General features: G+C 61.8%; 17 protein-coding genes. 7 read left to right on the top strand and 10 right to left on the bottom strand.

Annotation, left to right across the window (positions count from 1 at the left end):
• Positions 1–50 precede the first annotated feature (50 nt).
• Positions 51–1289 carry a TCR/Tet family MFS transporter gene (locus H7A19_11665; GenBank protein ID MCP5475484.1) on the bottom strand — a complete coding sequence of 413 codons (1239 nt, stop codon included), beginning with the start codon at positions 1287–1289 and terminating at the stop codon, positions 51–53.
• A 489-nt stretch (positions 1290–1778) separates the two neighbouring features.
• On the opposite strand from H7A19_11665, the gene H7A19_11660 reads away from it, so the two are divergent.
• Positions 1779–2717 (top strand): NADP-dependent oxidoreductase, encoded by a 939-nt coding sequence (locus tag H7A19_11660; GenBank protein ID MCP5475483.1) that lies wholly within the window; start codon positions 1779–1781, stop codon positions 2715–2717.
• Between the two features lie 346 nt (positions 2718–3063).
• Here the strand turns inward: H7A19_11660 and H7A19_11655 are convergent, their stop codons facing one another.
• Positions 3064–5115 (bottom strand): M13 family metallopeptidase, encoded by a 2052-nt coding sequence (locus H7A19_11655; GenBank protein ID MCP5475482.1) that lies wholly within the window; start codon positions 5113–5115, stop codon positions 3064–3066.
• Between the two features lie 632 nt (positions 5116–5747).
• Between H7A19_11655 and H7A19_11650 the strand changes: the two genes are divergently transcribed.
• The 5 genes from H7A19_11650 to H7A19_11630 all read left to right on the top strand — a co-directional run bounded on the left by H7A19_11650 (position 5748) and on the right by H7A19_11630 (position 10547).
• Positions 5748–6614, top strand: coding sequence for a YicC family protein (locus tag H7A19_11650; GenBank protein MCP5475481.1), 867 nt, complete (start codon positions 5748–5750; stop codon positions 6612–6614).
• Between the two features lie 176 nt (positions 6615–6790).
• On the top strand, positions 6791–8038 hold the full coding sequence (locus tag H7A19_11645; GenBank protein MCP5475480.1) for a tyrosine-type recombinase/integrase: 1248 nt from the start codon (positions 6791–6793) through the stop codon (positions 8036–8038).
• Positions 8039–8302: 264 nt separating this feature from the next.
• Positions 8303–8527: an AlpA family phage regulatory protein gene (locus tag H7A19_11640; GenBank protein MCP5475479.1), complete on the top strand. Its 225-nt coding sequence runs from the start codon at positions 8303–8305 to the stop codon at positions 8525–8527.
• A 371-nt stretch (positions 8528–8898) separates the two neighbouring features.
• Positions 8899–10218 (top strand): AAA family ATPase, encoded by a 1320-nt coding sequence (locus H7A19_11635; protein ID MCP5475478.1) that lies wholly within the window; start codon positions 8899–8901, stop codon positions 10216–10218.
• Entirely contained in the window at positions 10215–10547 is a 333-nt protein-coding gene (locus H7A19_11630) for a hypothetical protein (protein ID MCP5475477.1), read from the top strand. The genes H7A19_11635 and H7A19_11630 overlap by 4 nt, the downstream gene beginning before the upstream one ends.
• 23 nt (positions 10548–10570) lie before the next feature.
• Here H7A19_11630 and H7A19_11625 read toward each other — a convergent pair whose 3' ends face one another.
• The 7 genes from H7A19_11625 to H7A19_11595 form a co-directional block, all read right to left on the bottom strand.
• A complete protein-coding gene (locus H7A19_11625; GenBank protein ID MCP5475476.1) occupies positions 10571–11587 on the bottom strand; it encodes a hypothetical protein in 1017 nt (338 codons plus the stop codon).
• Positions 11588–11895: 308 nt separating this feature from the next.
• On the bottom strand, positions 11896–12099 hold the full coding sequence (locus H7A19_11620) for a hypothetical protein (GenBank protein MCP5475475.1): 204 nt from the start codon (positions 12097–12099) through the stop codon (positions 11896–11898).
• 66 nt (positions 12100–12165) lie between these two features.
• Complete coding sequence (locus H7A19_11615; protein MCP5475474.1) at positions 12166–12525, bottom strand: STAS-like domain-containing protein; 360 nt, start codon at positions 12523–12525, stop codon at positions 12166–12168.
• Complete coding sequence (locus H7A19_11610; protein MCP5475473.1) at positions 12522–13502, bottom strand: hypothetical protein; 981 nt, start codon at positions 13500–13502, stop codon at positions 12522–12524. The genes H7A19_11615 and H7A19_11610 overlap by 4 nt, the downstream gene beginning before the upstream one ends.
• 6 nt (positions 13503–13508) lie before the next feature.
• Positions 13509–14675 (bottom strand): restriction endonuclease subunit S, encoded by a 1167-nt coding sequence (locus H7A19_11605; GenBank protein MCP5475472.1) that lies wholly within the window; start codon positions 14673–14675, stop codon positions 13509–13511.
• Complete coding sequence (locus H7A19_11600) at positions 14672–16300, bottom strand: SAM-dependent DNA methyltransferase (GenBank protein MCP5475471.1); 1629 nt, start codon at positions 16298–16300, stop codon at positions 14672–14674. Before H7A19_11600 ends, H7A19_11605 begins: the two co-directional genes overlap by 4 nt.
• Positions 16301–16309: 9 nt before the next feature.
• Positions 16310–18451 (bottom strand): DEAD/DEAH box helicase family protein, encoded by a 2142-nt coding sequence (locus H7A19_11595; GenBank protein ID MCP5475470.1) that lies wholly within the window; start codon positions 18449–18451, stop codon positions 16310–16312.
• Positions 18452–18583: 132 nt separating this feature from the next.
• On the opposite strand from H7A19_11595, the gene H7A19_11590 reads away from it, so the two are divergent.
• Complete coding sequence (locus H7A19_11590; protein MCP5475469.1) at positions 18584–19936, top strand: phospholipase; 1353 nt, start codon at positions 18584–18586, stop codon at positions 19934–19936.
• An 8-nt stretch (positions 19937–19944) separates the two neighbouring features.
• On the opposite strand, the gene H7A19_11585 is transcribed toward H7A19_11590, so the two are convergent.
• Positions 19945–21270 carry a hypothetical protein gene (locus tag H7A19_11585; protein ID MCP5475468.1) on the bottom strand — a complete coding sequence of 442 codons (1326 nt, stop codon included), beginning with the start codon at positions 21268–21270 and terminating at the stop codon, positions 19945–19947.
• Positions 21271–22123 lie beyond the last annotated feature (853 nt).

The raw sequence follows: 22123 nt of genomic DNA, 5'->3' as shown, positions 1-22123 counted from the left end.
ATTGTTCAATGCTCGGCAGTCTCCGGCGGACTGTTCGCGCGCACCACAGTTCACTTGGCATCGGCGACTCGTATGGCTGAGGCGCGACTGGCGACATGGGCCAGGCCGGCAGCGGCCACCAGTACCAGCGAGGCCAGGAAGAAGGCCGCGCCGGGCAATTCGTAGCTGCGCGCCGGGTCGATGCCGGCGGCATAGACATGCGCAAACACATAGGGCCCGATGATGCCGGCGATAGCCGCCAGACTGGCCAGCGCGCCCTGCAGACGGCCCTGCTCGGTAGGGTCGATCTGCCGGGTCATCAAGGCTTGCAGCGCCGGATTGGCCAAGCCCCACAGCGATAGCAAGGGCATCACCGTCCACAACCAGATGCCGCTCGGCGCCCAACCGTAGCCGACAAATCCGATGGCGCCGAATCCCAGTCCCACCATCAAGGCACGGCGCTCGCCCAGCCAGGGCACGATGCGGCGCACCAATCCTGCCTGGACGATGGCGCTCAAGATGCCGACGAAGGCCAGCGTGAAGCCGATATCGCGGGCACTCCACTGGTAGCGATGGGTGGCATAGAGCACGAAGATGGCCGGAAAAACCGTGTGCGCCACTACCGACAGAAAGCTGACTCCCGCCAGGCCAAAGACCTGCGGGAAACGCCACAACCACATCAGCGCCCCGACCGGATTGGCGCGGCGCCATTCGAAACGGTGATGGCGCTCTTCGGGCAGCGATTCGGGCAGTACCAGCAGGCCGTACAGGAAATTGGTCAGGCTCAGGCCCGCCGCTACCCAGAAGGGCAGGCGCGGATCGATGCTGCCGAGCAGACCACCCGCGGCCGGGCCGATGACGAAGCCGATGCCAAAGGCGGCGCCGAGCATGCCGAAACTGGCGGCGCGCTTCTCCGGTGGCGTGACGTCGGCGATATAGGCATTGGCCGTGGCCACGCTGGCCGAGGTGATGCCACCGATGATGCGGCCCAGCAGCAGCAGCGGCAGCGTCTGCGCCAGCGCCATCAGGATGTAGTCCAGCCCCAGGCCCAGATTCGACAGCAGGATCACCTTGCGCCGACCGAATCGATCCGACAGGGCCCCCAGCACGGGCGAGGCCAGAAACTGCATCAGCGCGAACAGGGTCACAAACCAGCCGTACATCGCCGCGCCTTCGGCAGCGGTCGGGAAGAAGCCCGCGATCAGCGGCGGCAGCACCGGAATGATCAGCCCGATGGCCAGGATGTCCAGCGCCACCGTGATGAAGATGAAGATCAGCGCAGCCTTGCGCGGCGCAGCGAGGACGGTCACAGGGTTTTTTCAAGCCAGATGTAGGCGGCGGAGGATAGCGTGGCAGGCAGCGGCTGGCACAGGGAAGGTTCGGCGCGTTTTCCGCAGCAGTGCGCTGCCCAACGATGGATGGTGCAGGGCCGACGGCAACCGTGGCGATGGCGGTTCAGCATGAAACCATGGCGAATCGATGCTGCCTGATGGCCTGGTCGGAACACATCGGCCATCGTCGTGTCCAGCCCAGAGAAGTTGGGCGCACAAGCCGATCGGTTCTCCCGCCGCGCCCAACTGAGGGAGTCTTGGCCGTCTGCCCTGGTCGAATCCTGCACGTTGCCGGGCGCGTTCGATGGAGTGGCCCCAGCAAGCCCATCCCAACCGGAGATTACGACCATGTCTCGCATGCATTCCCGACTCTCGTACCTGTGCGTTGTCTTGACCGCCCTGTTGTCGCCCACGACCAGCCCTGCACAAATCCCAGGTTGTCCGGCTCCGTCGTCGTTGCCGGAATCCATGAAGGTGATGCAACTGCTGCGGTACGGCGGCCCTGAGCCCGTGCAGCCCGGGTCGGCTGTCATGCCGACACCCGGTGTCGGTCAGGTGTTGGTACGCATGCATGCGGCCAGCATCAATCCGATTGACTGGAAACAACGGGAGGGCATGGTCAAGGACTGGTGGCCGCTGAGCATGCCGGCCATTCTCGGTCGCGATGGCTCTGGTACCGTGGTCGGAGTGGGAGACGACCAGTCCCAGTTTCGCTGCGGTGATGCCGTCGTGGTTCTGACCGATTCCCCATCGAATGGCGGCAGTTTCGCTGAATATGTGGTAGTCGACGCCCCCTGGGTGGCCGCCAAGCCTGAATCCATGAGTTTCGTCGAGGCTGCCGCGTATCCCCTGGTCGGCATCACGGCATGGAATGGCCTGGTTCAGACCGCCAAGGTGCGCGCGGGCGAGAAAGTGTTGATTCAAGGCGGCGCCGGAGGCGTTGGATCCATGGCCGTGCAAATCGCCAAGGCCAAAGGCGCCTATGTGATCACCACCGCCTCCGCGGCGAATCGTGATTTCGTGCTGGGATTGGGAGCTGATGAGGCGATCGACTATCGCAGCACTCGCTTCGAGGATGCGGTGGAAGGGGTGGACCTGGTATTCGATACGGTAGGTGGCGACACGCTACGGCGCTCGGTGGCTGTCATCAGGCCTGGCGGGCGACTCGTCAGCATCGCCGGCGCCATCTCTGCCGACGTCTGCAGGCAGGCTCAGATCGAATGTCCGGCCGAAGTCGATGCTGCCGCCGATGCCGGACTGTCCGAGCTGAAGGTATTGATCGACGCTGGTCAGCTCAGGGTTCACGTCGACGCCGAGTTTCCTTTTGCGCAACTGGCTGCGGCGATGGAACGCAATCGCGAGGGGCACACCCGAGGCAAGATCGTCGTGAAAATCTCTCCCGAGTGATCGACACTCTGCGGCGAGGCCCGCAACAGGGTGCCTCGGCCTCGCTTCCCAAGCACTTTGCCAGAAGCGTCCAGAACATCTGGACGCACAGGAGCGCCGCGCCACCAGTGCGCGCAGCCGCACCCTTGCGAGCCAAATCCTGAACGCGGAGAACGCAGAACGTCGCAGAGAACGCAGAGAAGGATCCATTCAGCGCTTTCTCTGCTTTTTCTCCGCGTCCTCTCCGCTTTTCCTTTGCGTACTCTGCGTCCCGCCTTTTACATCCCGTCTGCCCAGGTTTCCGGTCGTCGCCGCCGGTCGCGACGCGAGGTCGCTCCTACGATCGCGCCGCGAGGCGTTGGCGCAGCTACCAGATCCGCACGCGCTCTTCCGGCTTCAGGTACAGCGCGTCGTCGGGCTGCACATCGAAAGCCTGATACCACTCGTTCAGATTGCGCAGCGGACCGTTGATGCGATAACGCGGCGGAGAGTGCGGATCGGCCTGCAGCTGATTGACCAGGGCCTCGTCGCGGTACTTGGCCTTCCATACCTGCGCCCAGGACAGGAAGAAGCGCTGATCGCCGGTCAGGCCCTCGAGCACCGGGGCTTCCTGGCCGTTCAGCGACAGCTTGTAGGCGGTGTAGGCCATCGACACGCCGCCGAGATCGCCGATGTTCTCGCCCATGGTCAGCTGGCCGTTGACACAGTGGCCTTCCAGCGGGCAATTGCTGTCGTATTGGGCACCGAGGGCCGACGTGCGCTGCTCGAAGCGCTTGCGGTCCTGTTCATCCCACCAGTTGCGCTGGATTCCGGCGTGGTCCGACTTGGATCCCTGATCGTCGAAGCCATGGCCCATTTCATGACCGATGACCGCGCCGATGGCGCCGTAGTTGACCGCCGGATCAGCATTCACGTCGAAGAAGGGCGGCTGCAGGATGGCGGCCGGGAACACGATTTCGTTGAAGGAGGAGTTGTAATAGGCGTTGACCGTCTGCGGGGTCATGAACCACTCGTCCTTGTCGCTGGCGCGGCCCAGACGCGCATTCTGGTCGTCGTTGTAGAAGGCGCGCAGCGCACGCACATTGGCCAGCAGATCGCCGGGCACGATGGTCAGCTGGCTGTAGTCGCGCCACTGGCTCGGATAGCCGATTTTCGGACGGAAGCTCGCCAGCTTCTTGTAGGCCTCTTCCTTGGTGGCCTCGCCCATCCAGTCGAGTTGCTCGATATTTTGTCGCAGCGCCCGGCGCAGGTTCTCGACCAGCTCATCCATCGCCTGCTTGGCTTCGGGCTTGAAGTGCCGGGAAACGTAGATCTGTCCCACGGCATCACCCAGTCCCTGGGAACCGCGCGAACCACCGACCAGGGCCACGCCGCGCTTCCACAGTTCCCTCTGGGCCTTCTGGCCCGACAGCATCCGGCCGTTGAAATCGAAACTGGCGTTGTCGATCTCCTCGCTCAGCAGGCTGGCGTGGTTGTCGATGGCATGAAAACGCAGGTAGTCGATCCAGGTGGCCAGCGGCGTGTCGCTGACGATCTCGATGACCGGATTGACGGCGCTTGGCGTGAACACATTCACTTCGGCCGGGGGCTCCATGCCATCGGCGCGGAAATGCGCGGCCCAGTCGTAGCCGCCATACTGTCGCTCGAAATCGGCAAAGCTCATCAGGTTGTAGGTCTTCTCGCGATCGCGCATCTGCGCGCGATCCCACATCTGGCTGGCGAGCCGAGTCTCCAGGGCCAGGATCGCCTTGGCACGCTCGCCCGGCTTGCTCACGCCCACGAAGCCGAGCATGCGCTCGATGTGCTTGAGGTAGGCGGCGCGAATCTGCACGAAACGCTCGGCCTGATTGAAGTAGTAGTCCTTGTCGGGCAGGCCGAGTCCGCTGACGCCCACATTCAGCAGATAACGATCCGGGTTCTTGCGATCCAGACCGACGCCACCCCCCAGCGGCGAGATAGTGCCGTCCACGCCGGAGCGCCCGAAAGCCTGGGTCAATGCAAGTCGCGAATCAATGCTCTCGATCTGTTTGAGCAAAGGTCGGATCGGCTCGATACCCGCCGCGTTGCGTGCGGCCACATCCATGTAACTATTGTACAAATCGCGGATTTTCTGCTCGTTGCTGCCGGCCGGAGCGTTCGACTTGGCCATCTCTTCGATGATCGCCCGCACCTGTATCTCGGCCTGATCACTGAGCGTAGTGAAGGCACCGTAGCGGGTTTCGTAGTCCTTCAGCTGGTAGCTGTCGTGCCACTTGCCGCTGGCGTAGCGATCGAAGTCATCGCCCGGTTTGACGCTCTCGTCGCGCTGCGACAGGTCAATGCCGAAACTGCCGAGCTCGGCTTTGGCCGAGGTTTCGGCCAGCGCGAGGGGCGCCTGCAGCGCCAGCATCAAGCAACACAGCAACTTCGTGCTTTTCATCGACAGCCTCCCGGGCAGAAAGGCCGCGAAGGGTAGTCCTCACAGCATGAAGCGCATGTGCCGAAGGTTGGGGGGGCGCGAGTGCGCGAGGCACGGGGCACGGGGCACGGGAAGTACTACGGGCTTTGAGGCTGTTGTACGTCCAGACAAGTCTGGACCTGCCACGGCCCGTGTCATCGCGACCCCCGACTTGATCCGTAGAAGCAATCCAGACGCACGGAGTCAGCAGCCCTGGATTGCTGCCCTACGCTCGCAATGACGCCGGGGGGCATGGCCCGTGGGCATTTTCAGACCGAAACAGGTGGCTCTCCATGATCCATATCGCAAGTCGTTGATTTTCCTTTTCCACCTGTAGGAGCGCCCTTGCGGCGCGACCGCTGCTTTGGACGTGCAGCTTGCCGGTCGCGACGCGAGGTCGCTCCTACGGGCGGGTTTGTGGTTCATGGCCCGTGGGCTGTGTCGCGCCGAAACAGTTGGCTGGCAATGACGCCACGATGCGAGCCTTCCTCCGAGTCCTGAGTCCTGAGTCCCGAGTCCCGAGTCCCGAGTCCCGAGTCCTGAGTCCCGACAACCAGCCCCGTGCACCCCCCAATCCCGTAGCATGTGCATATTCCCAACCAACGGAGCCGCGCATGCCTCGCAGCATGACCGCTTATGGCAGTGCCGAAGGCCCAACCGCTGCCGGCCACCTGCGCCTGGAGATGCGCACGGTGAACCATCGTTTCCTCGAAGTCTCCACCAAACTGCCGGAAGAGCTGCGCTCGCTGGAGCCGGCCCTGCGTGAGCGCATCGGCCAGCGGCTGTCGCGTGGCAAGCTGGATCTGTCGGCGCGTCTGCGCAGTGATCCCAACCGCCCGACCACGCTGACCATCAATCACGCGCTGCTCGATCAGCTGACCGGTCTGGTCGACGAACTGACTCGCCGCAACGGGCGCCTGGACGCCGGTCATGCCAGCGATCTGCTGTCCTGGCCGGGCCTGGTGGCCACCGGTGATTTCGATCTGGAGGAACTCGGTGCCCAGGTGCTGCAGCTCATCGATCAGGCGCTGGACGCCCTGGAGGCCCAGCGCGAACGCGAGGGCAAGCGCCTGGCAGAGATCATGCTCGAGCGGGTCAAGGCCTTGGGCGCCGCGCGCGCAGCCGCCATCGAGATGCTGCCCATCATCCGCCAGGGACTGCGCGACAAGCTGATGGCCAAGCTGGCCGAGATCGCCGCCAGCGTCGATCCGCAGCGCATCGAACAGGAAATCGTGTTCGCGCTGCAGAAGATGGACGTGGACGAAGAACTCGACCGCCTGGGTGTGCACCTGGAAGAAATGGCGCGCACGCTCAAACGCAGCGAGCCGGTTGGCCGGCGCCTGGATTTCCTGACCCAGGAGCTGCACCGCGAGGCCAACACCTTCGGCTCCAAGTCCACCGATGCCCGGACCAGCCAGCTCGCCGTCGACATGAAGGTGCTGATCGAGCAGATTCGCGAGCAGGTGCAGAATCTGGAGTGAGTTCCGATCAGCTCCGGCGAATTCCGGTCAAGATTGCCAAGGCGCCTATTATGGCGCCTTTTTCGTTCGGTTAGGTCCGGAAAGCCCCGGTCAATTCCGGTATTCTTGTTGTACCCAATGCTGTACCAACGTGTGCAGAGTTGGCCCAACTTGAGTACAACGGAGCACTTGCATCCATGGGCAAGCTGACTGACGTAACGATCAAGGGCTGGATCAGCGCAGGAGAGCGGTTTGAGGGGCGTAGCGACGGTGATGGCCTATACCTGCGCTACCGGGCTGTGGATTCGGTTCCTCGCTGGCTCTATCGCTATCAACTCGGCGGCAAGGCGCGCGTACTCAATCTTGGCAGCTACCGCGACGTGTCTTTGGCGCAGGCGCGTAAGCTGGGACGGGAAATGAGGGCTCGCGTGGCGCTGGGTTATGACGTCGCCATGGAGAAGCAGGAGCGAAAGCGCGCTGCGCTCGACAAGATTGCATCGAAGAAGGGCGCGCGCACTTTCGGCCAAGTGGCTGACGAGTACTTTGCCGCACAGATACTCGGTCGCTGGAAGCATCCAAACATCGTGCGCAGCCGCATCGAGCGCGACATCAAGCCTGCATTCGGCAAGATGCCGATTGCCGAGGTCCGTCCTGCCAATGTGAGCGCGCTGCTTGCCGGCATAGTCGATCGCGGTGCTCCTACTATCGCCAACGACTGCCTGCGGTGGGTTCGCAGGATCTTCAATTTCGCGGTCAAACGGGAATACTGTTTGCACAATCCGGCAGCGGCATTCGACCTGGCCGACGCCGGCGGCAAGGAAGATTCGCGCACGCGCTGGTTATCCGAAGCGGAGCTCATCAAACTCTTTGCCGCGATGAAGAAGGCCAAGGGATGGGCACACGAGAACACGCTGACGGTGAAGTTGCTGCTCATGCTGGCAACCCGCAAGGGCGAGCTGATCGCGGCCCGAATCAACGAGTTTGATCTCGAAAGAGGCCTGTGGCACTTGCCAGCCGAACGCACGAAGACTGGCGAGGCATTGGATATTCCCTTGCCTACGCAGGCAGTGGAAATCGTGCGCGATCTGATCAGGCTGGCAGCAGGAAGTGCCTGGCTGTTGCCGGCGCGAAAGATGCAGTCGCGGATGGTGCCGTACATCTCCCCGGATACTTTGAACGTGGCACTCGCCCAGCGCATTCGTCCATTGATGAAAGGGGCAGCAGCGTTCTCGCCTCACGACTTTCGCCGAACCGCACGTACACATCTGGAGGCACTTGGCGTAGCCCCGCACATCGCCGAGCGTTGTCTGAATCACAAGATCCGCGGCGTCGTCGGAATCTACAATCGCCATGACTACCTGGACGAACGTCGCGAGGCGCTGCAGCGCTGGGCCGACTGCCTATCCCGCCTTGAGGAAAAGTCGGCGGTAGACGAGCACGATTGACTTCCTTTCCGCGCTGGACACGCTTGCTGGTGAGCCGCTCAGTGCCATGGCCTGAAGATGCGGCAGTTGAGCGTTCAGAAAGGCGCAAATACGTACGAGGAGGTCGCCAATTCACTTACTTTGAGGGCCAGATTGTGGTAACGGCGATGAGATATCCGGGCACGTACGATGCATTTCGAGGGCGTTCAAATTCCTCCGTAATTCACTACACGAGCTCAAATTGAGGCAATAAGGTGGGGTCGGTTCCGACAAAGGAGAGCCGACATGAGCCAAACGCCAGCATCAGATCTGATCCGTCTCCCGGCGGTCTGCCGCAAGACCGCGCTCAAGCGCACGCAACTGTACGAATTGATGAAGCGCGGTGACTTTCCGCGTGCGATCCGGTTGTCGCTTCGAAGCGTTGCCTGGGTGAGCACCGAGGTCGACGAGTGGATTCGCAACCGGATTGCCGCAGCACAGGCAACGAGCGCTAAAAAGGGGGGCGAATGAAACTCCCAACTGCGCACCCATCCCCGCCTCGGGTCGGAGCTACTTTCCGGCCCACCTCGCTTCTTCACCTCAGGAAAGCCGGCGACGAAATCCTGGCGCTGATTCGATCTGGCACCGAAGTCCAGCTGTGGCGCATTGCGACTGCTGACTTCCCAGGCGTGGCTCTCCTGTCCGCACATGAGCGCGCCCAGGTTGAAGGCGCGGTGCGAACTCTGCATCGGGATCTGGAGGCAGGAAGATGAGATCTAGAAATGAAAACGCCAGCCCCTTGAGCAAGGGCCGGCGTTCTGGAATGAGCGCATTGGTCAAGGCGCGCTTGAAGAATAGCGCTGCAGACGTGCAGACGTCTACACTTCCGCGGAGGGCGTGCCATGCAGCTGGAACATGAGCCGCGCCGACGAGCCCCCGCTGATCAGGAGCCACTGCCCGAAGTGAAACTCTTGCGGGGCGACACGATCGTGCCGGAGCCGATTAGCTGGCTCTGGGATGAATGGTTGGCGTGTCGCAAGTTGCACGTGCTGGCCGGCGCGCCCGGAACCGGTAAGAGCACAATAGCTTTCGCATTCGCTGCTGCTGTATCGGCCGGGGGCCGATGGCCGGATGGAAGCACGGCGCCGCGCGGCAACGTGCTGATCTGGTCCGGCGAAGATGGTCCAGCCGACACCATCATGCCGCGCCTTCTGGCGGCTGGCGCCGATCCTACGCGCATATTCATCGTCTCGGTAACGGAGACCAAGGGCGAGCGGCGCCCATTTGATCCGGCCAAGGACATGGACTCGCTGCACTATCAAGCACAACTAATCGGCGATGTGTGCTTGCTGATTGCCGATCCGATTGTCAGTGCAGTGACCGGCGACAGCCACAAAAACACCGAGGTCCGCCGTGCGCTGCAACCACTGGTAGACCTTGGCGCTGCACTGAATTGCGCAGTGCTCGGGATCAGTCATTTCAGCAAGGGCACGAGCGGCCGCGATCCGACCGAGCGGGTTACAGGCTCGATTGCCTTTGCGGCTCTCGCGCGAATTGTGCTGGCAACCGCCAAGCCCGAAGCCGAAGGGCCGCGCATCCTAGCGCGCGCCAAGTCCAACATAGGCCCGGACTCAGACGGCTTTGAATACGAAATCGCGCTGGCTGAAGTGCCCGGCCATCCCGAGATCACCGCAAGCCGGATTGTCTGGGGTAGTGCGATAGCAGGATCAGCCCGGGAACTGCTCGGCACCGCTGAGGAAGTACCTGACGACGACCGGCACACCGACCCGACCCCAAGGACGCAGGCTGCGGACTGGCTCCGAGAAGTGCTGAGCGATGGACCGATCCCAGCGCAGGAGCTCAGGAAGCTCTGCGCGCCGAACGGCATCTCGTGGCGAACCTTACATCGCGCACGCGAGGCAATCGGTGCCATCTGCTATCGGGCTGGCTTCGGGCGGGGGAGCAAGGTGTTCTGGGCACTACCTGGCATGCATGCCACCAATGGCGAACCTGGCACGTTGGCACATATGGCAGATGGTGGCATGTATGAGCCCGAAGACCCCGAAAGCGCCATACATGCCACCGGCGCGACAGAGTGTGGCAAGAATGAGCAAGGCACCGCCGAAACCGCCATAGGTGCCACCGAAGCCCATTCGTGCCACCTGCCAGAGTCTGGCGAAGCCGGCACGTATGGCTACAGCGCCGATGAGGTGCTGATATGACCGCTGCCCGGATTATCGAAATGGCAAGTGCCGCGGGATTGTCTCTGGAGGCCAAGGGGCCGCACTTGTCGGTGCGCCCCGCCGGGAAACTTACCGCTGAACTGCGCTACCTCCTCGCGACGCACAAGCCCGAGCTAATGGTCTACCTGGGGACTCTTGGAGCCGCGTCAAAGATCTGGCGCCCCAACCGCGCTTGGACCATTTTGCTTTCCACCGGCGAGCGGTTCACGGCCGTGAACACGACGAATGCTGGACGCGACGAAATGCTGGCTCTGATGCAGGAACAGTTCGGTGGCACACGTGTCTGCGCGGTGGAGGAGCCATCTTGAATCGGCGCCCCGGTCATGGCGGATCAGTCCTCGAAGCCCGAAGCAAGCATGCGCTCGGATTCCGGGTAGTACCGGACATTCATTCGCAGCGTGGAAAAGTTGAAGATCACTGTAGCAATGACACTGCTGCCAATCGCACAGGATCCAGCGACCGTGTTGATCACGGGCGCCAACTTGCCGGTTTCGGTGAACTCACTGCCGATGCGCTCGAATACGTATGCCGCTGCTGCGGACCGTACACAGGCGGTTTCCCCGAGGATCGATACTGATGTTCCGAAGGAGTCGCTGGGGCTGCTGTCGCTTGCGACTTTCCGCCCGTCCAGCATCCACTGTCCTGTGACGAGAGAGTAGAAGTACACGGCCCCGGCATCGGCCCCGACAATCGGATCGTCTTCGCCTGCCGCGCCAACCACCAGCTTCCCGCCATGAATGGCAATGGCTGATCCGAATCCCGCATACGATTGCGGATCGGGTGCGCTGAGTTGCTGAACTTGAACGTAGATGCCATTGGTCTGACGGAAGAGATAGACGGCACCCTCGGATTCGTTCACGCGCTCCGACTCAGGTGCGCCCACGACCAGCCATTCTCCGTCAGCGGCGACCGAGGAACCGAAACGATCAAATGATTCTCCGTCGTAAGCTACGACGGACCCTTCCAGTTCCCAGCCGGGGACTCCGCCCGCCAGGCGCGCATAGACGTAGACCAGTCCGCGCTCGACGAAGAAACCGGGAGCGGCAACGAATAGATGATCGGGCGTGATCGCGAGGGCTTCCCCGTACTTCAGGTCCATCGTGGGCTGCGCTGGCGGTTGCAGGAATCCGGTCTGCATCCATATGCCACCCGTTTGCTCGTAGGTTCTCACTATGCCGCTTGATGACGGAAACTGGGTCGCCCGCCTGGCTTCGGTGACCGCCATTAGCCCGCCCGACGCTGCCACCCGGTAACCAAACTCGGCGCCCTGGCCGATCTGCGCAGGCTGGAGATCGAATACAGGCGATGGCTGTGCCGGATCCAGGATCGACACAATGCCGGTCAGCATGGTGTTGGGTCTGCCGACGGCAAATCCATCAGCCGTCGCGACCAGCGAAGTGGTTGGATCTGCGTTCCAGAGCGTGGTTGAGCCGACGACTGGCCAGAGCGGCGAAGCCTTGACGGCGAAACTTACCAGCAGCAGAACCAGCGGAAGGAAGCGCATGACACCCTCAGAGTGTACTTCCCGAGCAGACTACTCCTGAGCCGCATATGCTGCCGAGTGGCTCTCTTACGTTGAGCTGTTGCTGCCGCAGCAAAACCAGCTGGGCTGGTCAATCGGGCGCGAAACTCAGCCCAATTCCTGAGACCGCGGCGCTATGAACTACTGGGAGCCAGCCAGCGTTTCAACCGAATCCAGAGCGTCGCGCCCAAAATGCCGGAAGAACTGGTGACCGTGGGCACAATGTAGACCCGCGTCGCCTCAGTGATGTCCAGATACTGCGACGTGCCGTCGGCATCGGACGTGCTGGCCTTCGGCAAATGCGAAGCCAATTCCCTCCCGCTGATGTGCAACACCATGGGTACGCTCTGCGGAGTTGATCGCATCTGGAGTAGGCCCACCCAGTGCCACGCTGTAGGGAATCGTCAGAGCGCGGCGCGTGCGGCCTTTTGGCGAGCCAGTGCCTCCTTGGCGGCCAACAGGGCCAGGGTATCGTTTCCGGCGGTCTGCAAGGCCAGCCGCTGGCGCACGGCAGCGGCGATGGAGCGTGCCACGTTCGCGCGCACGCCGCGCAGCTGCAGGCGCTCGAACAGCTCTGCAAGGCCGCGCTGCTCGACCAGAACGCCGATCAATTCATCCGCATAGGATTCAGATACCACCAGCACCTGCGAAAAATCGAGCACGACATGGCCGTCATCGAGCAGGGCATCGATGTCCTTGCGCAGCCTCGCGGCCGAGTGCCGCGATGCCAGATCAGTGTCGGTGAATACGTGTTCGGTTTTCATGGTGGGCTCCCCATCAGGTCGAGAAGCGATTGGCCAAGTTCGTCCGGTTTCGTGTCCGCTGCACGCTGGCGCACGCGGCTGGTAGAGAACCGGCAAGCCAAGGCTACACCCTGCCAAGGGCAGGAACAGTGAATGTAGGACGAGCGGCCGGACTGGTCAATCAAATGGAGCATATCCCCCGAAGCCAGCCACAAATTGCCTCCATAGCGTGTCACCAGGGAGGTCAGCTTGAACAGGCCGAGTCCCATGTGATGGTTGCCATCGCTCGCGGGCCTCGCATCGCGTCCAATCGGATTGCCCATAGCATCTTCCGGCAGCTGCTGCGCCCATTCATCGTCATCGCGCTTCTTGCTGGAGTGACCCTTCTGCAGGCACCAATCTATGGCGTCCTGGTGATTGGTGATGCCATGGCGGCGACTGACTCCGGAGCGATTCAGTTCGCCCAGAAAGCCTCGCCCGCAATCCGCCAGCGCAAACTCGATGCAGGAATGCTGGCGATCGGTCTTTGGTTCCGCCCATCGCTGCGCCGCAGAGATGCCGGTGCTTTCTCCGTGCGACCAGACGTTATCGTGGAGGTCGCCAACGACGCTGCAGAGTTCGGCGACGAAGGTCGTCAGTTCCGGCTCCGGAAACATGGTGCGGATGCAGCCCGAAACATCTCGGGTGGCCTTGTCGACATCGTCGCGACCGGCAATGACAACCAGCGGGCTGTAATTGGCGCCGCATTGCCAGCGACCGAACGGGTAGCTATCTGTCTGATTCAGGGCAGCCTCTATGCCGAGTGCTTGTGCGTAACCGAAACGGTCGCCCGGAATCCTGAGGTCCGCTACTGACAGATTGCGGCTGCGTGCCCGTGCCGCTACCGCGACCCAATAGCCGGCGCTGCAGTAGGCTTCACTTGGCGGATTGAAGAATCCATCTCGACCGATGTGAGCCAAAGGAACCGTGCGAGTCAGGAGCCGGCGGAGTCCGTACATGGTCTTCTACTTTGCGAATGCTTGATGCAGCAGGGCGTCGAAGGTGGCTTGAGCAGTTCGGCTCCCCTGATCTTGGGTCGCCTGGATAGAACGGACTGCCGCGATTTCCTCGACGAATCGCCGCTGAAGTTCGAGTGGCGGGACCATCAGTTCAAAGGCCTTGAGTTCCTGTGTGTTGATGTTGGCCTGGCCGATGGCGCCGCGGGCGGTGGCGAACAGGACGCGTTTCATGTGCTTCGAGTTCATGGCAGCCCAGATGTACTCCGGGAGCACCAGATCGCTGCGGACTCTGAGTCTTATGAAATAGGAGGCGGCGACTGCAGGCCATCGGCCGTCCCAGAGCCCGGTCTTGCCGACGAGTTCCTTGCTGTTGGTGCGATTGAACAGTAGATCGCCGGGATGCAGTGCCTGACGGGCGAGTTCACCGGGGTCGAGTTCGACGTGCTTGAGATCGGTTAGGTCCAAGTCGCCCGCATAGTCGACATTGCCCATTCGAAGGACCGGAATCCCGGCGCCATCAATGCTCGCCTTGCGACTGGTGCCGTAGTCGCATGCGGCCAGCAGATTGCCCAGCGGACTCATGGGCCAGCCCTTCGGGTTGCTCGCCGGGTCGCCGAAGCGGTCGAGGAACAGGGCCGGGATCAGTTCGGCGGCCTTGCGCTGGGCTTCGCGGCGGAGGCGGAGGATGGCTTCGGCGCGGGAGAGTAAATCGACGATGCGCCTTTGCTCAAGCAGAGCCCTCATTGGGATGGGCAGTGCTTCCACCTTTTGCTTGTTTAGTACGCGTCCTAGGACGGCGTGATTGGCCCCCGAAGAGACGGATGAGCCAAGTAGCGCGTACCGAAGGTAACCGCGATCCAGAACAGTTGAGTCTTTGATGACGAGGGCCGCAATCGCCTCGTTGGTATAGAGCGGAATACCCGCAACAGCCATCTTTCCGATCGAGAGCTTGAAGCTGAACAGCAACGTTCCTGCCGGCACGATTGGAGGCATAGTCGACTCAGCGGCTAACCTCGTAATGCATTCTTTGGTCCCGAAGATCTCCGAGCCGTCGAGTTCGGAGATCGTTACCCACGGCCGGTCGCCGCCCCAGAACGTGGGTGTGTCGCGCCGCGGTGTTCGGCCTATCCGAACGTCGCATAGTTCGCCAAGTTGGGAGAACTTCACGGTCATTGATTCACCAGGAGCTGACGCAAGGCCTCCACCTCCCCCGCAATCTCCAATTCAATCGCCGCCAGTTCATCCAACAGTTCCAGCGGGTCTCTGTGCTCGGCCTGCTGTTTGCTCAACGGACGATGCCGCGAAGCGCTGAGGTTGTAGTCGCTCGTGCGCAGTTCGTCGGCGCTGGCGTACCACCAGTTGGCAGTCCACTCGGAACCGTCATCGGCGGCGATGCGCTTCGAATACCACTCCGCCCAACGCGCGTCGCGGCGGCGGAACACGTCGGCCAGCGCGGGCAAGTCGTCGGCCTCGATGGGTGCGTCGTGGTTGGCGTCGAGCTTGTAGCCATCATTGTCGGCATGCAGGAACAGCACGCGTTCCGTGTGTCCGCCCTGCTGGAAAAACAGCACCGAGGTCTTGACCCCGGAATACGGCTGGAACACGCCGCCGGGCAGCGAGAGCACGGCTTCGACCGTGTGATTCTCCACCAGCATCCGGCGCAGTTCCCGGTGGGCGCCGGTGGAGCCAAACAGCACGCCCTCGGGTACGATCACGCCGCAACGACCGCCAGGTGCCAGATTGTCCAGCATGTACTTCAGGAACAGGATCTCGGTGGCGCCGGTATTGCCGACGCGCACATCGTCGACGATACGGTCGCGGTCGATGCGGCCGGAGAAGGGCGGGTTGGCGAGGATCACGTCAAAGCTGGTCGGCAATCCCAGTTCGGCACGCTGATCGTCGTCCAGGGTGCTGGTCAGCACGTTGCGACGCAGGATGCGCACGTTCGGGAGCCCGCGCAGGCTCAAGTTCATGGTGGCGAGGCGCACCATCTTCGGGTCGACATCGTTGCCGTAAAAGGTGCGCGACTCCAGCCGCGCCTGGTCGGCCTGGCGCAGGCGGTCGCCGAGGCCACGGCGCTGCGGTTTGCCGTCCACCTCGACGGTTTCCGTCGCCGGCTCCGAGGAGTTCATCAGCCGGATGTGGTTGTAGGCGGCCACGAGGAAGCCCGCAGTCCCCGCTGCAGGATCGTAGATGGTCTCGCCGATGCGCGGATCGACCATGTCGACAATGGTGCGGATGATGTGGCGCGGTGTGCGGAACTGCCCGAGTTCGCCAGCCTGCTTGATCTGTCGTAGCACATGCTCGAAGAGATCGCCCTTGGTATCGGCGTCGGCTTCGTTCAGGCGCAGCGCATCGATGTCGGTCACGAGCTTGGTCAGTACCGCCGGCTCGTCGATGCCGAGGCGCGCGCCATCCATGAAATTCACTGCGGCGTCGGCCGCCATCTCGGCGTGGAATGCAAACACCTCGTCGCGCACGAAGCGCACCAGATTCTCGCCGGACAGGCCGCGCGCCCAGACCGACCAGCGGAAGCGTTCAGCCGGAATCCGCGTGGTGCCGGGCGTAAGCGCATTCATGGGGTTGCGCAGAGTCCATTCACCGGCATATGGGCTGGTGTACGGTTGTCGCAGCACGCGCGCCCGTGCAGCGTTCTGCTGGTCCAGGCTTTCCATCAGATAGAAAAAGAACAGAAAAGCCAGTTGCTCGGCATTGGACACCGGGTCCGGGTAGCCGCCGCCGAACAGATCGTTGCGGATCTGATCAACCTTGCGGCGCAGATCGGGGGTCATGGGCATGGGGAGTTCCTAGTGCAACGGATCGGCTGCAGACGGCTGTTCGCCGGTGCCTGAAGGTGAGTCGGAAGAGAATATGGCCAGCGACAGAGTCGATAACAGATCGTCGAGTGCCTGCCGGCCGCCGAACAACTGACGCGCGCGGGCCTGACCGCCGAGTGAAGTGAAAGCCTGGAAGAAGTCCAGGTGATCCGCTGTGAAGTCCTGCAGCGTAGCCGCATTCGCCCGCAGCGTGCTACCAACCAAAGAGAGCCATCGGCGTTGCTCGGCATCGAGTTTAGCCTCACAGGCGAGCAGCCAAGCCTCGAAGCGCGCGCCGAGCGTCTGGGCGCGGGCTTCAATGGCATCAGGCTGGACCACCCGACCCTCCTCATCCAGCGTGACCCAGGCACGGGTACTTGGATCGATCTGATCGTCGATGTCGAGCGCCAGCAGGCGACGCGTCGGCGTTGGCCTGCGTGGCTGGCGCACGCCGATCACACCGCCCTCAATCATTTCGTCGTTCTCCTCATGGGCATCGGTGACGCCAACGAAATCGAACATCGTGAACGATTGCTTGTTGGGCGCCTTGCGGGATCCGCGCCCGCGCATCTGGCGGTACAGGATTGCCGAGCGCGTGTAGCGCGCGAACACCAGGTTCAAAAGAGAAGGGAAGTCGAAACCGGTATCGAGCATGTTCACTGATACCAGGATTTGCGGAAATGCCTCCTTCTTGAAGCGCTTGATCTTGGCGAAAGCGTCGCAGGTATCGTCCGCGCCGGTTTCGGAGACCACGTAATCCGCGTAGCGCACCGAGGGATGGGGCTTCTCGTCGGCGAAGGCTTCGTCGAACAGGCGCGCCAGAGTCTCTGCGTGTTGCTTGGTGACGGCAAACACCACAGTCTTGCCGGGGATCGGCTTGCGCTGCATACCATTGCGGTCGAGGTAGCCTTTTTGCATCACTTCGCGGAACTCACGCACAATGGCTCGGTTGCGCTCCGGAATAGTGAATCGGCGTTCCAGTGCGCTGGGATCTACCGTGATCGTGTTGGCGTCTCCAAAGGCACGGGTGAGTTCGGCGACGGTGTATGCGTCCATCGCGGACCAGTCGAGTTCCGTCTTCTTCACCTCGAAGCCGCCATCGGCAGCGGTCTTGACCGTTTTAGCCTTGTAGATTTGGTACGTCACCAGCCAGCCATCGGCAATCGCCTGACGGATGCCGTAGCTGTAGGTCGGGCGATCGACTTCAAAGAAACGCAGAGTGTCGCGCACGAAAGCCGTCTCATCGTCGCCGCCTTCGCCCTCTCCTGCCACGCAGGGGGTGGCAGTCAAGCCGACCTGGATTCCGTCGAAGTGTTTCAGCACCCCCGACCACTGGCCGTAGATGCTGCGATGACATTCGTCGGTAATTACCAGGTCGAAGTAGCCTGAGGAATAGTCGCGGTAGACGTTCACCATGCTTTGCAGCGTGGTGATTGTGATGCGCTTGCCGTCGTCGAAGCGTCGGCCGGCGCGAAGCACGTAGGTTGGTAGTTCCGTGAGGTGTTCGTTGAACGATTCGTCCGTCTGCGTCGCGAGTGTGATGCGATCCACCAGGAACAGCACGCGAGTGACAAGGTTGGCCTCGAACAGGCGCTTGATCAGCGCCGCAGCCGTGCGTGTCTTGCCGGTGCCGGTTGCCATTTCGACCAGCAGCTTGCGTCGGCCAAGGCCGATCTCTTGGCAAAGCTTGTCGATACAAGCTCGCTGGTAGTCGCGCCCAGCGATGCGCTTGTCTAGCGGTACTGCGAGCGGATCGCGGCGAAGCATGCGGCTAGCTGCGCGGCGTTCCAGGTCCGCTTGGCTGAAGAAGGTGGCCACAGGCCGAGGGTGCGCCTCATGCTGCCATTCCCAGCAGCGCACCTCGCGACCATTGGCGAGAAACACGAAAGGCACATCAAGCACGCGGGCGTAGTGGACTGCCTGCTCGGCGGCATCCGCCGCATTTCGACTGGTGCGTTTCGCTTCGACGACCGCGAGCGCGCGGCCGTGGCGGTCGCAGAGCACGTAATCCGCGCGCTTTCCGTCGCTCAGGGTCTCCTCAAAACGCACGCTCACGCCATCAGTGACCTTCCAGCCGGCTTCCGAAAGCTGGGCGTCTATCAGCGCGCGCGAGAAGGCCTCGGTTTTCGACATGGCGTCAGGTTGCAACCTTGCATGAGCTTTCGAGGATAGCTGAGACGTCGGTCAGCCCGTGCGGACCTGGACTTGCAGGATGGAAATTGTGCATAAGCCCTCTCTTTGCTTTCGTTTGGCAGGAGTGGTTCGGTGAAACTTGTTGCTGGTGGGCTGAATAACGAACTGCTTGAGTCGCTATTGATTGAAAACATGGACAGCTGCTCACGTGTCCGGGCCGCAGTGGCATATGCCCACATCGACAACATGAAGTTGTTTCATGCCTGCGAGCGCAGCTTGAAACCCTTGCAGTTCTACTGTCGATATGACGCTTCGGTTGCAGTGCATCCAGAAGTTCTGGCCTGGTTCATAAACTTAAGAAGCGCCAACCTGCAATGCAAGCTAGTCCCAGACATTCTTCATTCAAAGGTGATTTGGTGGGTGGACTCGGGAGCCTACCTGGGGTCCGCGAATCTGACAGATCGCGCCTGGTTCGGAAACATTGAGGCCGGAGTCTACCTGTCGCATGACGATCTACTGGAAAGCGGGATGGAGGAATCCCTTCGAGACTTCTTCGAACGTGTAGATGATCGATCGCATGCGCTTACCGAGGAAGTTCAACGCGAGCAGCAGCGCATCTGGGAGCAGCGACAGTCACTTTTTGTTCAGCAGTCGCGCTTGGAGCAGCAATTCGAGCAGCAGCGCCTCTTGCCGCGGCTGCAGGGGCTTGCTCATGTGCGAAAAAAGAGATCGATTGAGGCGAGGTTCCAGGCGTTCGAGAAGGAATGGAATGAAACTTTGCAGATCATGAGATCCATAGGAGAGAAGGTATCCCGCGCCGAGAATCGACCAGCTTGGATCCATGAGGACGTGCCAACGGGTGTCCAGGCGGATCAGTTTCTTCACGCCTATTACTACAAGGAAGTTCGTGATGGCGCTCGACACCCGTACGAGGAGTTTCATCAGCGCCATGTTGGAAACCCCGAACTGGCGTTGCGAGGTGCGATGGCTTGGTGGAAGGCGTCGCGATTCGACTACTCAGACGAGCAAAGGCACATTGAGCACTGGGCGCCAGGGCTCCGCGAGTACATGGCGCGGGATCGAATTCGAGCCCTTTCAGAGGAAGAATTCATTGATGCGATCTCGCGCGTTCACGCCATCATCAACCACGCCATCAAGCGGGAAAACGCGCACTTGGGCCTACCCAGCGCGCCGCAGCAGTTCGACGACAAGGTACGCAAGTTTGGTGAGGTCCTTTGGAGGGCCCGTTCGCCCGCCGGGCGAACGGCCCTAGAGACGTTTGAGTATGTGATCTGGGGTTCGGGTCGGGTCGCCGAGAGGATCTGGAAATCAGCGCGCAGCGACGAATGGCGCATTCCCCATCTTGGTTTCAGCAGTCTGGGGGAGTTGGTGGGGTGGGCTCGCCCGGACATTTTTCCGCCGAGAAACGCTCGAACCAGCAAGGCTCTGCGGGCGTTAGGATTCCCGGTAAGTGTGGGGCTCTAGTGTCGCCGTCAGCCAATGCCTAGCCAGAGCGCGGTACTTCCGACCCCGTAAAGTGGTATTGCCGATATCATGGGCAAGCCGTTGAGCCAGATGACCGGTATTTCCTGTGTCATTGGCTTGCCGACCAGATCAGCGAACTTCTCGGCTTGCTCCCGGTGCCTGAAGGGCTTTGTCATGGGAGCTGAGTTTGCGTCCAGTACCCTCCAGCCTTGCTCGCTGATCTCCACCAGTCTATCGGCGCCACGGAAGTTCAATCGAGCGGATGAGTATTCAAGGCTGAGTATTTTGGCAAGCTGCTGGGCGGATTCCGGAAGCTCGCGGCGATAGAGAAAGTCGGGTGGTGCATGGCATCCCCAGCGTAGGCGCTGAAGTTCAGGAGTACTCCAGGCGAGCCCGTCCAGATGCTGCTTCTGCGCGAACCACAGCATGAGTTTCATGGCCAGCAACGGCCATTCCTTGGCGAAGGGTGCCGGTGGGGGCACCGTCTTGCGACGGCGCTTCAGATCGGCACGAGCCTCGAAGTGCAGGTCGGCGTGCCAGTCGCTCTGGACTTCGTCCAGGTACAGTACTCGTCGCCCGTCGATGGTTTGCCGGACGCTGCTTCGAATGTGAGCCAGCACGTTGCGTGTGCCGAAATGGCGCGGTTGGTAGTTGTGCGGCCAGTCGTCGATCTGCACCAATATTTCCCGGTAGCCATTTCCGCCGGGCAGGCTGTAATCCTCCCATCGCGGTGCGTCATGGCTGCGACGCCAAGCGAGGAATCGTTCCGACATGAGTGCTTCTGCGGCATCCATCGCTTGTTGCTCGTCGGCGAACTCTGCAGCGAGCTTGGGCAGTACCGGTCGGCCGCGCTCGTCCAGGATCAGCCATCGGTCTTCCCGATCCCGGAGCAGGTCAGCGAAGAGCGTGCGCCGGAGCAAGGACCAGCCAAAAGTCCGGTGTCGGTAGCGGATGATCTCCAGTTCGTCGCGACCGTTGCCGATGGCGCCGCGGCCGCGCCTGCGCCGCGGAACAATGCGTTCGCAGCAAGTTCGCCAGCCAGCTTTCGTGGCGAAGCCATGCATGCATTCGACAACCAGGCGCGGGTACAAGTGACTCAAGTCCATTCGCTGCAACAGGCGATCGATGGTCGTCGGGATTTCGTTCGAACAAACCGTTCCCACGACTTCCAGCATCGCGACCAGGGCGCTCTGCTGCAGCTCTTCAGCGCGCAGGCCCTTCCCGGTCAATCCGCGCAGCGTCGAAATCCATTGCGGGATAGTGGCTCGGCGCAGGTTCAGGTCGGCGAGCAGGCGCGGCAATGATGGCTGCATTGGCGGTCGGGCCAGTTCCACCGCATAGTGATGGTCCGGTGCTCGCGGGCGCTGATCGAGCTTGCGCCGTACCTTACGAATTCGTGCGAAGAACCACTCCAGAGCACGGGGATAGTCTGGATCTCGTCGGCTACGCATGGAAACCAACCATTCGAGCGCAGACACGCCAAGGTAGCGATACTCCTGAAATCGGTTGGCGGGACGTACCATGTCGATCAACGGCGCGTAGTCCCAGGCGCTGGCGGCTTCCGGCAGCGTGATCCGCAGGCGCCGATGTCGCTCGTCCCAGCGGCTGGCGTGCAGGCCGAACTGGTTGCCGTTCGCTGCGACGAAGTACTTGGGGTAGCTATCGTTGTGCATCACGCCGATCATCCTCGTTCCAAATGGATGGTGCCGGGTAGCGCTGACCCGGATCATCCAAGAACTTTGCGTTCATGGTGATATCGTCGTCGAAGGATTGAATCAGGCCCCCTAAAAAGGGGTTGCTACACTCCGTCGAAGTGCTCCTTGCGTGGCAGCTCTGTAAGAGGGTGCCGGTCTGCAGGGTGATCTAATGTACCCAGCGCTGTACTCAAATCTGGAAGATTCCGCCATGAGCTAAATAGATCAATCGCTTAGGTCTAACCTTCGAGTTCAGGTGCAGAATCTGGAATAGCCGACAGGCAGCGCGGGCGCCGGAATTACCGATGGCGCCGACTGCAGAAGCGAGCGCTCCGCGCCGGCGCGAACTCGAATAGCGGCCCGGGTAGCGCGACCGATCCTGCTCTGAACGCGTAGACTCCGGAGATTGAGGGTAACCCAAGCGATGGTCTGTCCGTGATGACGGCGGCCTTCGTGGGTTGCCGGGATCCGGGCCGGGCAGGGAGCCACCGCC

This window comes from Rhodanobacteraceae bacterium (genome assembly GCA_024234055.1).
Lineage (GTDB): Bacteria > Pseudomonadota > Gammaproteobacteria > Xanthomonadales > SZUA-5 > JADKFD01.
This window is presented reverse-complemented; position numbering and strand designations above follow the sequence as displayed.

Coding starts and splice junctions, on each gene's coding strand:
- H7A19_11600 (MCP5475471.1), bottom strand. CDS start 16,300: ATGCCCATGACCCCCGATCTGCGCCGCAAGGTTGATCAGATCCGCAAC.
- H7A19_11645 (MCP5475480.1), top strand. CDS start 6,791: ATGGGCAAGCTGACTGACGTAACGATCAAGGGCTGGATCAGCGCAGGA.
- H7A19_11615 (MCP5475474.1), bottom strand. CDS start 12,525: ATGAAAACCGAACACGTATTCACCGACACTGATCTGGCATCGCGGCAC.
- H7A19_11605 (MCP5475472.1), bottom strand. CDS start 14,675: ATGACCGTGAAGTTCTCCCAACTTGGCGAACTATGCGACGTTCGGATA.
- H7A19_11620 (MCP5475475.1), bottom strand. CDS start 12,099: ATGGTGTTGCACATCAGCGGGAGGGAATTGGCTTCGCATTTGCCGAAG.
- H7A19_11650 (MCP5475481.1), top strand. CDS start 5,748: ATGCCTCGCAGCATGACCGCTTATGGCAGTGCCGAAGGCCCAACCGCT.
- H7A19_11630 (MCP5475477.1), top strand. CDS start 10,215: ATGACCGCTGCCCGGATTATCGAAATGGCAAGTGCCGCGGGATTGTCT.
- H7A19_11640 (MCP5475479.1), top strand. CDS start 8,303: ATGAGCCAAACGCCAGCATCAGATCTGATCCGTCTCCCGGCGGTCTGC.
- H7A19_11625 (MCP5475476.1), bottom strand. CDS start 11,587: ATGCTGACCGGCATTGTGTCGATCCTGGATCCGGCACAGCCATCGCCT.
- H7A19_11660 (MCP5475483.1), top strand. CDS start 1,779: ATGAAGGTGATGCAACTGCTGCGGTACGGCGGCCCTGAGCCCGTGCAG.
- H7A19_11595 (MCP5475470.1), bottom strand. CDS start 18,451: ATGTCGAAAACCGAGGCCTTCTCGCGCGCGCTGATAGACGCCCAGCTT.
- H7A19_11635 (MCP5475478.1), top strand. CDS start 8,899: ATGCAGCTGGAACATGAGCCGCGCCGACGAGCCCCCGCTGATCAGGAG.
- H7A19_11610 (MCP5475473.1), bottom strand. CDS start 13,502: ATGTACGGACTCCGCCGGCTCCTGACTCGCACGGTTCCTTTGGCTCAC.
- H7A19_11655 (MCP5475482.1), bottom strand. CDS start 5,115: ATGAAAAGCACGAAGTTGCTGTGTTGCTTGATGCTGGCGCTGCAGGCG.